Source organism: Stenotrophomonas sp. YJH_SMC_101-4 (genome assembly GCF_059370395.1).
In genome coordinates, this window is sequence record NZ_JCAFTP010000006.1 from 177,654 (window position 1) to 190,776 (window position 13,123).

The following is a 13,123-nucleotide window of genomic DNA, read 5'->3' on the forward strand; positions in this document are numbered from 1 at the left end:
CCCCGCAATCCCACAGGAAGCCCGCTGTTGCTGTTGCCGTTGCTTCGGCGGGTGCAGGGCGCCGCCCTGTCGAGCAACACCCCCTCGTGCACAATGGGGCTGACCCCGCCTGGACACCGTCCCTGATGTCGAGCAAGCCGTATTCAGAAGCCTGCGAGCGCAACCGCGAACCGATCGCCGCCGCACTCGATCCGTGGATGGGCGACCGGCACCGGGTGCTGGAGATCGGCAGCGGCACCGGCCAGCACGCCGCCTTCTTCGCCGAGCGCTGGCCGTGGCTGCGCTGGCAGCCCAGCGATCATCCGGACCATCTGCCTGGCATCGAGGCGTGGCGCGCCGAGGCGGCGCTGCTCAACCTGCTGCCGCCCGTGGCGCTGCAGGTGGAACTGCCGCCGGCAGCGGGCCTGACCCTGCCGGAGGGCAGCTCGTTCGATGCCGCATTCAGCGCCAACACGTTGCACATCATGGGCTGGGAGTACGTGCAGGTACTGTTCGGCGCGCTGCCGCCACTGTTGCGTCACGGTGCGCTGCTGGCGGTCTACGGGCCGTTCAACTACGGTGGCCGCTACACCAGTGACAGCAATGCGCAGTTCGATGCCTGGCTGAAGGCGCGTGATCCGCGCAGCGGCATCCGCGATGTGGAAGCCGTGCATGCGCTGGCTGCGGACAATGGCTTCACCCGCCTGCGCGACGTGGCGATGCCGGCCAACAACCGGCTGCTGCTGTGGCGGCTGGGGTGATCATGCGTCGGAGGCCATGCTGGAAAGTCGAGCGGCTGCAGCACGTAGTCCGTTGAAAATCGGTTCGGACACGCTCGCTGGGAAGTTGCTTGGGAGCTGATGGGTGACGTGCTCGATGGCGGGTTCGACGGCTGCAATCAGTGCTTCGATCCACGGTTCTGCACCATCGGCAACACCGCAGGCGCGCGCGGTTTCGTTCCAGTGCCGGCGTCGCACAAGGTGCAGTTTCCGGCGGCGGTTCTTGCCCTGCACGGCCATGGCGAGCTGTGCGTTTCGTGGGTCGAGTTGATTGGGTCCTCTACCGAGGATGGGATACACCGACAGCACGTCGTAGACGGGCGTAAGGCGGAAGCGTCCACCGGCTTCCAGGTGAACACTGAAATTCTTGGCATGGCCGTCGGTTGCGGCCAGCATCCAGAGGAGAAACTGCGTCTTGAAGAAGATCGCGCGATCCTTGGGGTGTTCGGGCTGTCGAAGTAGATCCATGATCGCAACGATGCCGGGGCCGCCATCGGAGTCATACTTTCTGGCAGCGGGCAGACCAAAGACCTGGCACATGTCTTCCTGTGGCAGTCGCAGCCACCACTGGCGGTCGGCAGACAGGCGACGGTCAAACCGCTGGAATCTGCTGGATGTCCCCGGGTGGATGCGCAGGCGGCAGCAATTGCACTGCGCCCACACAATCCCGACCAATGGCTTCAAGAAGATCGAACGTATCGCTGCTGCGCGTGGCGAACCGGTCGCGGATCCGGTTGCGTATTGTGACGTTGTCGGGGAGAAGGTTATCGAAGTAGTCGTTGACGACGTTGCCCCGATGGCTCTCGCCATCCGGGAGCAGGGGGAGCGAGAGCGACAACGGTCGGGACTGGGGCGAGCTGACCCATTGGCTGACGTACGACAACCGGGATGACCCATTCCGGACATCATCCCAAAGCGCGACCTCCACACCATTCATCCAGACCCGCAGCGTACCCATGGCTCACCACTCCAATGACGACAGGTTCTCCTGGGGACTTCGTTGTTGCAGGCTGACCTCCAGACCCAGCACAGCCCAGATCCGCATCAGGCGTTCAAAGCTTGCTGATGCAGGGTCGCGTTCCAGCGCGCCCACTGCCTGGCGGCTGATGCCAAGTTGCTCCGCCAACTGAGCCTGGCTCAGGCCCGCCTGGCGCCGGAAAGCGCGCATCAGAGGCGCAAGTTGTTGTGCTGTCCTCACCGTGTGCAGCGGCCTGTCCATACCGGCAGTCCCCAGGAAAAATGACCGTACGCCAACGCGTACGCAAAGGATAGGTTGCTTTACGACAAGCAACCTATCGCTTTCTCGTTGAGGAGGCAACCTATCGATTGCTATATCGCCATGCAATCAATAGGTTGCCTTTCCGTGATGCAGCGACGAGTCAAGCCACCTGCACGATATGCAGCGCCTTCGGATTGCGCCACTGCGCCAGCAGCGCCGCTTCCCGTGCCTTGGCCTGCGCGAAATGCGCTTCCTTGACGTGGCCGAAGCCGCGGATGTGCTCGGGCACGCTGGCGATCTCCACCGCCAGCGCCAGGCGGTCGTCATCGAGGCCATCCAGCAGCAGCTGCACGGTCGCCTCGTAATCCCCGATCAGTTTGCGCTCCATGCGGCGTTCCTCGGTGCGGCCGAACACGTCGAGTCGGCCGCCACGCAGGAACTTCAGCTTCGCCAGCAGGCCGAAGGCCTTGAACATCCACGGGCCGTATTCCTTCTTCAGCAACCGGCCCTGCTCGTCCTTCTTGGCGAACAGCGGCGGTGCCAGGTGGAAACGCAGCTGGTAGTCGCCCTCGAACTGCTGCTGCAGCCGGCGCTGGAAGTCGCCGCTGGTGTACAGGCGGGCCACTTCGTACTCGTCCTTGTAGGCCATCAGCTTGAACAGGTAGCGGGCCACCGTCTCGGTCAGCGCGGTGGAACCACCGATGCGGTCGGCTTCGGCGGCGCGCACGCGCTCGACCAGGCTGCGGTAGCGGTTGGCATAGGCGGCATCCTGGTACTCGACCAGGAAGGCGGCGCGACGCTCGATCATTTCGTCCAGCGAGCGCGACAGGCGCGCATCGTCCAGCGGCAGGAACGCCACGTCGCCACCGTGCGAGGGCAGGCCACGCAGTTCGCGTTCGTCGCCGGTGTTGCGCGGTGCGGCGGTGGCACCCCATTCGTTGCCTTCCCACTCGCCCGGCGGCAGCGGGTGCAGCGGGCCCGGGGTGGATTCGGTATCGGTGTGGCGGTTGCGCACCAGGCCGGCCGCCTGCTGCACGGCCTGCGGGTCGACCACGGCCAGGCGACCCCAGGCGAAGGCCTGCTGGTTCATCGCCACGGCGGCGCCGTTGAGTTCGATGGCGCGCATCAGCGACTCGAACGACAACGGTACCAGGCCCTGCTGCCACGCATAGCCGAGGATGAACAGATTGGCGGCGATGGCGTCGCCCAGCAGCGCGGTGGCCAATTGGGTGGCATCGAGCAGCAGCGGTTCCTCGCCCCCCAGCGCCACGCGCACACCGGCCACGATGTCGGCGGCGGGGAACTGCATGTCCGGGCGGGTGGTGAAGGTGCCCGGCATCGCTTCGTAGGTGTTCAGCACCACCTGCGAACGGCCGGCACGCACCTTCGACAGCGCCCAGTAGTCGTTGACCACCACCATGTCGCAGCCCAGCACCAGGTCGGCTTCACCGGCGGCGATGCGCACGGCGTGGATGTCGTCCGGTCGGCGGGCGATGCGGATGTGCGTGGTCACCGCGCCACCCTTCTGCGCCAGGCCGGTCTGGTCGAGCACGGTCGCGCCCTTGCCTTCCAGGTGGCCGGCCATGCCCAGCAGCGCGCCGATGGTCACCACGCCGGTACCGCCCACGCCGGTGATCAGGATGTTCCAGGGCTGTTCCAGGGTGCCGCGGATGGTCGGCGCCGGCAGGTTGTCCAGCAGGGTGGAGGCATCGCGCTTGCTGCCCTTGCGCGGCTGGCCACCGTGCACGGTGACGAAGCTCGGGCAGAAACCATTCACGCAGGAATAGTCCTTGTTGCAGTTGGACTGGTCGATCTCGCGCTTGCGCCCGAACTCGGTTTCCTTCGGCAGCACCGACACGCAGAAGCTCTTCTTGCCGCAGTCGCCGCAGCCTTCGCAGACCAGCGAGTTGATCAGCACGCGCTTCTGCGGGTCTTCCAGCTTGCCGCGCTTGCGGCGGCGGCGCTTCTCGGTGGCGCAGGTCTGTTCGTAGATCAGGATCGAAACACCCTTCACTTCACGCAGGCGCTTCTGCACTTCGTCCAGTTCGCTGCGGTCGTGGAACTCGACATCGCTGGGGAAGTGCTCGCGCTGGCCGGTCCACTTGCCGATGTTGTCCGACAGCACCACGATGGTGTGGATGCCTTCGGCGCGCATCTGCTTTGCGATGTCCGGCACGCTCAGCGGGCCGTCCACCGGCTGGCCGCCGGTCATCGCCACCGCATCGTTGTAGAGGATCTTGTAGGTGATGTTGACGCCGGCGGCGACCGCCTGGCGGATCGCCAGCGAACCGCTGTGGAAGTAGGTACCGTCGCCCAGGTTCTGGAACACGTGAGGGGTGTCGGTGAACGGCGCCTGCCCGGCCCAGGTCACGCCTTCGCCACCCATGTGGGTGAAGGTATCGGTGCTGCGGTCCATCCAGGTCACCATGTAATGGCAACCGATGCCGGCCAGCGCACGCGAGCCTTCCGGCACCTGGGTGGAGGTGTTGTGCGGGCAGCCCGAGCAGTAATGCGGTACGCGCGGGAAGCTGGCGCGCGGCAGCGCAAGCTCGGCTTCCTTCTCCTGCATCCACTGCAGGCGCTGCTCGATCGATTCGTTGTTGAAGAACTTCTGGATGCGGCGGCCGATCACGCCGGCGATGGTGGCCGGCGTCAGTTCACCGGTGGACGGCAGGATCCATTCGCCGCTCTCGTCGTACTTGCCAACGATGGACGGGCGCTGGCCCCAGCTGGTCGGCCAGTTGAAGAACTGTTCCTTCATCTGGCGCTCGATGAAGGCACGCTTCTCCTCCACCACGATGATGTCTTCCAGGCCCTGCGCGAAGCGGGCGATGCCTTCCGGCTCCAGCGGCCAGGTCATGCCGACCTTGTACACGCGGATGCCGATGTCAGCGCATGCGGCTTCATCCAGGCCCAGGTATTCCAGCGCCTGCAGCACGTCCAGGTAGCTCTTGCCGGTGGTGACGATGCCCAGCCGCGCACGCGGCGCGTCCATCACCACCTTGTCGACGGCGTTGGCGCGGGCGAAGGCCTGCGCGGCCTTCACCGCATAGCGGTGCAGGCGCATTTCCTGGTCCAGCGGCGGGTCCGGCCAGCGGATGTTGAGGCCGCCCGAGGGCATCTCGAAGTCCTCCGGCAGCACGATGCGGCGTGCCATCGGATCGACCTCCACCGAGGCCGACGATTCCACCGTCTCGGCGATCGTCTTGAAGCCGACCCAACGGCCGGTGTAACGGCTCATCGCCCAGCCCAGCAGGCCCATGTCCAGGATGTCCTGCACGCCGGCCGGGTTCAGCACCGGCATCATCGCGCTGACGAATTCGTCTTCGCTGCCGTGCGGCAGGGTCGAACTGCGGCAGGCATGGTCATCGGCGGCCAGCGCCAGCACGCCGCCGTAGCGCGAGGTACCCGCAGCATTGGCATGCTTGAACACGTCGCCGCAGCGGTCCACGCCCGGGCCCTTGCCGTACCACATGCCGAACACGCCCTGCACGTTGGCGCCGGGGAACAGGTTGGTCTGCTGCGTGCCCCACACCATGGTGGCGCCCAGGTCCTCGTTCAGGCCGGGGGTGAACTTCACCTTGGCGGCCTCAAGATGCTTGCGCGCGCGCCACAGCTCCAGATCGAAGCCACCCAGCGGGCTGCCGCGGTAGCCGCTGACGAAGCCGGCGCTTTCGATGCCTTCGGCGGCGTCGCGCAGGCGCTGCATCAAGGGCAGCCGCACCAGCGCCTGCACGCCACTCAGGTAGATCCGCCCCTCGTTGCGGGTGTACTTGTGGTCGAGCGTGTAGTCACGGTCGATCAGGTCGGCGGAAGAGGGCGAAGTGAGTTGCGCGGTACTGGTCATGGCTGGCCCGGTAGGATCGGCTGGCACCGGCCGCGTGCAGGCACGCGGCGGGAAAGGCGCGAATTGTAGCAGCGGGGCCGCGCAGGCCCCGGCACTCGCGCCCGTGGCGGTGCTGGGGTTAGGATCGGGAAGAGAGAGGGAGGCTGCAGTTGCGGCCTGGGGAGAAGGGATGTCAGTTCCAGGAAAGATCCTGGCCAGCATGCTGCTGGCCTCGGGAGTGGTCACTGCGTGGGCCGCGCCGGTCGTGCCGGCACCACAGGAGTTCTACTTCGACAACGACCCGGCGGCCACGCCGATGGTGGCGGTGCACGGCGAGGGCGATGACCTGGTGGCCCAGCTGGTCAAGCTGCGTGAACGCGGCCGCCGCGCGGTCGAGGCGACGGTACAGCTGGCATCGGTGGCCGGGGCGCAGGGTCGCGGTGAACTGGCCGAGCAGCTGTACGGCGAAGCTCTGAAAGAGGCCCCGGCGCAGAGCAGCAGTGGCCGCAGCGTGCGCTGGAACTACGGCTGGGACCTGCTGCGCCAGGGCAAGCCGGAGGCAGCGCTGGAACAGTGGCTGGCTTCGGCCGGCAATGCGCGCAGCAAGCCCAGCTGGGTACCGCCGACCTATGCGCTTGCGCTGTGGCGCATGGGGCAGAAGCAGGAGGCGGTGCAGTGGTATGCGGCTGCGGTACGCACCGAGCCGACGCAGTGGAATACCACGGCCAACTATGGGCAGCTGCTGCCGCAGTGGCGGGAGGACGAGCGTGCGTCGCTGGCCGAGGTGCAGCAGGCGTGGGTTGCCGCGCCGCCTGCCTGGCCCTGAGGGAGGGGTTCGGCCGGGTTGCACCCGGCACCCGCAGAGGCAACGGCCAGAGCCGAAGCAACAGCGGGCTTCCTGCGGGATGGCGGGGCACTGTGGGTTTGCGGGGACGCCGTAAACCCATCCATGGGGGCTTGGTCGCCGCATCCATGCGGCTCACACCCCGCAAACCCACAGTGCCCCGCCTTCGACAGATTTTCGCAGCTGTGGGTAGGTGTTGACATTGGTCGACACGGTATCCACGCCATGCGTGGATGAATGTGCATCGGAATCGATTATTCGATATCTGATCGAAATGCAGCCGAGCGTGGGCTCGGCTCTACAAAGAGCGGCCGGCCAAGCGCTTTTACTTTTGCTCTTCTTCTTTCTTCTACGTGGCTGATCGCCAACGGAAACTGGCAGAGGCCGGGTGGGTAGGCTGCGCAGGGGCGTGAGCCGCATGGATGCGGCGATCGAGCTTACATGGACGTACTTGCAGCGTCCCCTGCGCGGCCTGCCCGCCCGGCCCCACCCGGCATTCGCCTTCAGCGAACAACCACGAGGGGCTGCGCCGTTCGCTGGAAACTCAATCGTCCGCGGAAACCGTGCGCCCCGACGCCCACGCCCGTAGTGCCTCCACCTGCTCGGCCATCAGCACCGACAGTGGCCGCGTGGCGCGGATCTCGGTCATCAGCAGCTCGGTGTCCAGCGGCCGGCCCTCGGCATGCGCCGCATACAGGCCGGCGACGATCGCCTGCTCGATCTCGGCGCCGGAGAACCCATTGGCGGCTGCAGCCAACGCGGGGAGCGCGAAGTCGTCGGCGTTGAGCTGGCGCCGGCCCAGGTGCAGCCGCAGCAGTTCCACGCGCACGTCAGGCGAGGGCAGGTCGACGAAGAAAATCTCGTCGAAGCGGCCCTTGCGCAGCAGCTCGGCGGGTAGTTCGTGCACCTGGTTGGCGGTGGCGACGATGAACACCGGCGCCTTGCGCTCGGCCATCCAGGTCAGCAGGTAACCGAGCACGCGGCGTGACACGCCGCCGTCCTCGCCACCGCTGGCCAGGCCCTTCTCGATCTCGTCCATCCACAGCACGCAGGGCGCCAGCTGCTCGGCCGAGGCCAGCGCCTGGCGCAGGTTCGCCTCGGTCTCGCCGTGGTACTTGTTGTACAGCGCGCCCACGTCCAGGCGCAGCAGTGGTACGCCGAAGCCGGCGGCGGTGGCCTTGGCCAGCATCGACTTGCCGCAGCCCTGTACGCCCAGCAGCAGCATGCCGCGCGGCGGGTCCAGCCCGGCCGGGGCCGAACCGGCAATGAAGGCCACGCGGCGCTGGTTGATCCAGCGCTTGAGCCGGTTGGCACCGGCCACATCGCCGAAGCGCGCGCTGTCGTGCTCGAAGAACAGGTGGCCGCTGCGGTTGAGCAGCTCGAACTTCAGCCGTGCCAGCTGTGGCAGGTCGTCGTCGCGCAGCGCGCCATCGGCGTAGATCAGCTGGCGGGCGATGCGCCGGGCATCGACCAGGCTCAGGCCCTGAAGGTTCTTCAGGATCTTCTTCACCGCCTCGCTGTCGACTTCAACCCGGCGGCCGCCATGCTCACGCGCATAGGCGTCGGCCTCTTCGCGCAGCATCTTCAACAGGGCGTTGGCATCGGGCAGGCGCGGGTTGAAGCGCACCGCCAGTGCTTCCAGCTCGGCCGGCAGCTCCACCTTGGCACCAATCAGCACCAGCACATGCGGCTCGCTGTGGCGGCGCTGGATCAGGTCGCGCAGGGCGCGCTGGTGACTGGCATAGCCCAGGTAGGGATGGAAATCGAGCAGCAGGTAGACCCCGCGCTGCTCCGCCTGGCGGATCATCTGCAGGGCCGCGCTGGCGTCGGGCGGCCCGACCGGCGGGTCTTCGCTGTCCAGGTCGATCCGGCGCAGGCCCTCGGTGATCGACCAGCGGTGCAGCGCCCGCCATACGTGCATCAGCGTCTGCCGGAACAGCTCGACGATGCGACCCTCGTCCTGGGTCTCGATGACGATCAGTGGGGTGTTGGCGCGGATCAACGCGCTCAGATCCTGCAGTTCGCTCATGCCGGTTCGATCCTTCGGGGGCGCCACGATAGCAAAGGCGATGGCCGCTGGTTCAGCACGACGCTACCTCCCGTCACCATCGCCGGTGTACGCTCGGGGCACGTACCCGGAAGCGAGGCTGGCATGAAGACGATCCTGGTGGCCGGTTCCAAGGGCGGGGTGGGCAAGACCACCGTCGCCACCCACCTGGCCGCGTACGCGGCATTGCAGGGCAAGGCCACGGTGATTGCCGATGCCGACCCGCAGGGCTCCAGCACCCGCTGGGCACAACGCCGTGCCGGGCTGGAAAGCGCGGTGCTGCCGATCGATGTGTATCGGAAGAAGCAGTGGGCGCAGAAGCTGCCCGATGGCACCGACACCGTCATCATCGACGCGCCGGCCGGTGCCCTGGCTGACGATATTCCCCATTTCCTCGACGCTGCCGACGCGGTGGTGGTACCGGTGCTGCCCTCGGCGCTGGACATCGAAGCGATCGTCGGCTTCCTCAACAGCCTGGCCCGGAACCCGCGCGTGCACAGCCGCAAGCTGCCGGTGGGGCTGGTGCTCAACCGTACCAAGCCATGGACCCAGACCTCGCAGCAGGCGCTGCAGATGCTGGGTGAATGGCCGTACCCGGTGGTCGCGCAGCTGCGCGACAGCCAGAGCTACGTGGTCATGACCGGCCTTGGCCGCAGCCTGTTCGACTACCGCTCGGCCCAGGTGCGCGAGCACCAGGCCGACTGGGAGCCGCTGCTGTCCTGGCTCAAGCTTTGATGCCTGCATCACTCTTTCTGCTGCATCCTCTTCTTCATGGAAACCCGCGATGCGTGAATTGATCCTGCTGCGCCATGCCCATGCCGAACCGGCGACCCCCGGCCAGGCCGACCTCGACCGGCCGTTGTCGCCGGTGGGGCTCGCCGAAGCCGAAGCCGCCGGCAAGTGGCTGAAGGAGAAAAACCTGCTGCCGGACTGCGTGCTGTGCTCACCGGCGCGGCGCACCCGGGAAACCCTGGAAGCCGTGCTCGGCACCATCGGCTACGTCGAGAAGCGCCTGGAAGACCGTATCTACGAGGCCACCCCCGGCACCCTTGCGGCGCTGGTGGACGACCGCCGTGACCTCGACCGGGTGCTGATCGTCGGCCATAACCCCGGCCTGGAGCGCCTGGTGGCGTTGATGACGGAAGGCACCAGCAGCGACTACCGCGGCATGCCGCCGGCTGGCATTGCCGTGCTCGGGTTCCCGCGCGAGGCCTCGATCGAGCCGGGCGTGGCCAGCCTGAACGCGTTCTGGTGGCCGTGATCCAATGAGTCTGGCGCGGCGCAGCCGCTTTCTGCTGCCCGTGCTGCTGGTTTCCGGCGCGGCCTGGGCTGCCGCGCCACCGCCAACGCCCCTGCCGCCGGTGGTTGCCGAAGCGCACCGGGTCCTGCGCCTGGATACCCAACGCTCGCAGATCGGTTTCGAGGTGCGCACCCGCTTCGGGCAGCGCATCGAGGGCCTGTTCCCGCACTTCGAAGGTCGCATCGAGGTCCTCTCCGATGGCCGCCACCAGGTGCACCTGAAGATGTTCACGCGCTCGGTCGAGATCCCCGGCAAGGCGCGCTACACCGGCTGGATGCGCGGCGAGGAGTTCTTCGACGCGGGCCGCCACCCGGTGGTCGAGTTCGACTCGCTGCCGTACTGGCCGGAGACCGTGGAAGACGGGGGCGACATCAACGGGCGGCTGACCCTGCGCGGGATCAGCCACCCCGAGACACTGAAGGTCGAGAAGGCGGAGTGCGCCCGACCCGGCTATGATTGCGACGTCGTCAGCCGCGGTACCGTGCAGCGAGGCCGGTATGGAATGGACAGCTGGCAGCTTGCCTTGAGTGACCGAGTGACCTTCGTATTGCGAGCGCGCCTGAGCGAGGCGCCGAAACCGTGAACCTCCTGCTGCGTGTACTGGCGCTGGCAACCGTGTTGCTGGGCAGCGGTTGTGCATCGCTGTCCACTGCCGAGCGCGACCGTGCCGAGGCCATCGCCGTGCAGGCGCGATCGACCCAGGTCGACTGCCAGCGCGCCGACCGCTGCGCGCAGGACTCGCCGCTGCGTGCGCTGGCCGGCCGGGCGTTCACCGAATCCACCCCGGAGCAGCCGCGCCACTACGCCACCCTGCTGGACGAGGGGGAGGGCGCCCTGGTGGCGCGCCTGAACCTGCTGCGCAGTGCCACCCGCAGCATCGACCTGCAGACCTACATCTTCGACAAGGACGACAGCGCGCGGCTGGTCATCGACGAACTGCTGGCCGCGTCGCGGCGCGGGGTGAAGGTGCGGGTGCTGATCGACCAGCTCTCGGCGATTTCCGACCTGCAGATCCTCGGCGCGTTGTCCGGTGCCCACCAGAACTTCCAGCTGCGGGTCTACAACCCGACCTTCGGCAAGGCCCGGCTGAACTACTTCGACTACGCCGGCAGCGTGCTGTGCTGCTTCCGCCGGTTCAACCAGCGCATGCACAACAAGCTGCTGGTGATCGACGATGCGATCGGCGTGGTCGGCGGCCGCAACTACCAGGACGACTATTACGACTGGGACCGCGAGTACAACTTCCGCGACCGCGACGTCATGATCGCCGGCCCGGAAGCGCGCGCGATGGCGGCCAACTTCGATGCGTTCTGGCGCGCCCACCGCAGCGTGCCGGCCGAGCGCCTGAATGACGTGGGCCGCACCCTGCTGCGCGAGGGCGTGCCGGTGCTGCCACCGGCCACCTTCCGCCGCCCCGAGCGGGTGCAGCGGGTCAGCGCCGAAGCCAATGACATGGACTTCGTCACCCGTTCCTTCGTGGATACCGCGCTGCCGGTGGCCTCGGTGCGCTACGTCGCCGACCTGCCGCGCAAGCACCGCCGCGAGAAAGCCGATGCCCCGCTGGCCGGCCAGCACGTGACCGAGCCACAGCTGGATGCACTCATTGCCGGTGCGCAGAAGGAAGTGATCCTGCAGACCCCGTACCTGGTGCTGTCCAAGCCGGCGCAGAAGCTGTTCCGTGAGCTGCGCAAGCGCCCGCAGCCGCCGCGCGTGGTGGTGTCGAGCAACAGCCTGGCGGCCACCGACAACCCGATCGTGTATGCGCTGTCGTACAAGTACAAGCGGCGCAACATGCGCGAACTGGGCTTCAACATCTTCGAATACAAGCCGTTCCCGCTGGATGCGCCGGTCGACTACCGCAACCTGCTGCCTGATCCGATCGCCGCGCCCGGAGGCGACGACGACGGCGGGCGCAATCCGCTGATTGGCGGCAGCGCCGCTGGCAGCAATGCCGGCGGTGGCAGCGATGGGGATCTGGCCGCGACCCGCAGGCAGGTACCGGTGAACCATCCGCGTACCGGCAGCGCCTACCAGAACGCCCGCGAACGCCGTCGTGCCGCTGGCAGCGAAGTGGAAACGCGCCTGCTGCGTACCGAGACGCGTCCGTCGTTCCTGGGCAGCAAGGCGGTCAACAAGCCGCTGCCGGTCACCCGCAAGGGTGCCCGCATGGGCCTGCACGCCAAGTCGCTGGTGGTCGACCGCCGCATAGGCGTGGTCGGCACCCACAACTTCGATCCGCGCAGCGAGAACTACAACACCGAAGGCGCGGTGATCATCGACGATCCGGTCTTCGCCGAGCAGCTGGCCGAGAGCATCCTGCGCGATACCCATCCGCAGAACGCGTGGACGGTGGCGCCGCGGGCCAAGCCGCCGGTGCTGTCGGGCCTGAACTACAGCGTCGGCAAGGCCTCCGAAGCGCTGCCGATTCTCGACTTCTGGCCGTGGCGCTATGCCACCGACTACGAGTTCAAGCCCGGCCCGGACTGCCCGCAGCCGCTGCCACGGCAGGACCCGGATTTCCATCGCTGCTACGTTGCCGTCGGCGACTTCCCCGAAGTCAACGTCGGCCCGAAGTGGCTGCTGGTGCGCATGCTGACCGCATTCGGTGCCGGCCTCGTTCCCATTCTCTGAAGGTGCCCGCATGACCCAGGTGTTCCGCGAAGCTGTTTCCATCGAGCAGCTCAATGCGCTCAGCCGCAATACGGCGATCGAGTCGCTGGGCATCGTCTTCAGCGCCGCGGGCGAAGACTGGCTGCAGGCCACCATGCCGGTGGACGAGCGCACCCGGCAGCCCTACGGCATCCTGCACGGCGGTGCCTCGGTGGTGCTGGCCGAGACCCTGGGCAGCAGCGCCGGCAACCTGTGCGTGGATACCGCAAAGCAGATCTGCGTGGGCCTGGAAATCAACGCCAACCATGTGCGTGCGGTGCGCTCGGGGACTGTCACCGGCACCGCGCGCGCGCTGCACGTGGGCCGCAGTACCCAGTTGTGGGAAATCCGCATCGAGGACGAGCAGGGCCGGCTGGTGTGCATCTCGCGGCTGACCCTGGCGGTGGTGGCCGCCGGCCACGGTTGAGCCCCCATCGGGCGTGTTGACGGCGGCAGAACCCAGCGTTCCCCGCCGATTGC

Annotated in this window: 12 protein-coding genes; 7 read left to right on the forward strand and 5 right to left on the reverse strand. The window is 67.3% G+C overall.

Going from position 1 to position 13,123, the window contains the following annotated elements:
- Positions 1–125 precede the first annotated feature (125 nt).
- Positions 126–740, forward strand: a complete 615-nt coding sequence (locus AC5P8D_RS19375; RefSeq protein ID WP_329759642.1) for a DUF938 domain-containing protein — start codon at positions 126–128, stop codon at positions 738–740.
- Here the strand turns inward: AC5P8D_RS19375 and AC5P8D_RS19380 are convergent, their stop codons facing one another.
- The 4 genes from AC5P8D_RS19380 to AC5P8D_RS19395 all read right to left on the reverse strand — a co-directional run bounded on the left by AC5P8D_RS19380 (position 741) and on the right by AC5P8D_RS19395 (position 5,824).
- Entirely contained in the window at positions 741–1,421 is a 681-nt protein-coding gene (locus tag AC5P8D_RS19380; RefSeq protein ID WP_236565220.1) for a HipA domain-containing protein, read from the reverse strand. It abuts the gene before it with no gap.
- Positions 1,351–1,716, reverse strand: coding sequence for a HipA N-terminal domain-containing protein (locus AC5P8D_RS19385; protein ID WP_236565129.1), 366 nt, complete (start codon positions 1,714–1,716; stop codon positions 1,351–1,353). The genes AC5P8D_RS19380 and AC5P8D_RS19385 overlap by 71 nt, the downstream gene beginning before the upstream one ends.
- Before the next feature lie 3 nt (positions 1,717–1,719).
- Complete coding sequence (locus tag AC5P8D_RS19390; protein WP_010487243.1) at positions 1,720–1,977, reverse strand: helix-turn-helix transcriptional regulator; 258 nt, start codon at positions 1,975–1,977, stop codon at positions 1,720–1,722.
- A gap of 160 nt (positions 1,978–2,137) precedes the next feature.
- Positions 2,138–5,824, reverse strand: coding sequence for an indolepyruvate ferredoxin oxidoreductase family protein (locus AC5P8D_RS19395; RefSeq protein WP_159359636.1), 3,687 nt, complete (start codon positions 5,822–5,824; stop codon positions 2,138–2,140).
- A 169-nt stretch (positions 5,825–5,993) separates the two neighbouring features.
- On the opposite strand from AC5P8D_RS19395, the gene AC5P8D_RS19400 reads away from it, so the two are divergent.
- Complete coding sequence (locus AC5P8D_RS19400; protein ID WP_099559730.1) at positions 5,994–6,629, forward strand: tetratricopeptide repeat protein; 636 nt, start codon at positions 5,994–5,996, stop codon at positions 6,627–6,629.
- Between the two features lie 562 nt (positions 6,630–7,191).
- On the opposite strand, the gene AC5P8D_RS19405 is transcribed toward AC5P8D_RS19400, so the two are convergent.
- Positions 7,192–8,676: an AAA family ATPase gene (locus tag AC5P8D_RS19405; RefSeq protein ID WP_019337592.1), complete on the reverse strand. Its 1,485-nt coding sequence runs from the start codon at positions 8,674–8,676 to the stop codon at positions 7,192–7,194.
- Positions 8,677–8,799: 123 nt separating this feature from the next.
- Here AC5P8D_RS19405 and AC5P8D_RS19410 point away from each other — a divergent pair, with 123 nt between their 5' ends.
- Genes AC5P8D_RS19410 through AC5P8D_RS19430 form a run of 5 tightly spaced genes read left to right on the forward strand, consistent with a single transcriptional unit; the run spans position 8,800 to position 13,070 of the window.
- Positions 8,800–9,429, forward strand: coding sequence for a ParA family protein (locus tag AC5P8D_RS19410; protein WP_019337593.1), 630 nt, complete (start codon positions 8,800–8,802; stop codon positions 9,427–9,429).
- A 49-nt stretch (positions 9,430–9,478) separates the two neighbouring features.
- Positions 9,479–9,955 carry a SixA phosphatase family protein gene (locus tag AC5P8D_RS19415; RefSeq protein WP_019337594.1) on the forward strand — a complete coding sequence of 159 codons (477 nt, stop codon included), beginning with the start codon at positions 9,479–9,481 and terminating at the stop codon, positions 9,953–9,955.
- Positions 9,956–9,959: 4 nt separating this feature from the next.
- Positions 9,960–10,577 carry a YceI family protein gene (locus tag AC5P8D_RS19420; RefSeq protein WP_043400783.1) on the forward strand — a complete coding sequence of 206 codons (618 nt, stop codon included), beginning with the start codon at positions 9,960–9,962 and terminating at the stop codon, positions 10,575–10,577.
- Positions 10,574–12,625 carry a phospholipase D family protein gene (locus AC5P8D_RS19425; protein ID WP_495203582.1) on the forward strand — a complete coding sequence of 684 codons (2,052 nt, stop codon included), beginning with the start codon at positions 10,574–10,576 and terminating at the stop codon, positions 12,623–12,625. The genes AC5P8D_RS19420 and AC5P8D_RS19425 overlap by 4 nt, the downstream gene beginning before the upstream one ends.
- Before the next feature lie 10 nt (positions 12,626–12,635).
- Positions 12,636–13,070 carry a hotdog fold thioesterase gene (locus tag AC5P8D_RS19430; RefSeq protein ID WP_010487227.1) on the forward strand — a complete coding sequence of 145 codons (435 nt, stop codon included), beginning with the start codon at positions 12,636–12,638 and terminating at the stop codon, positions 13,068–13,070.
- The last annotated feature ends 53 nt before the right edge of the window (positions 13,071–13,123 follow it).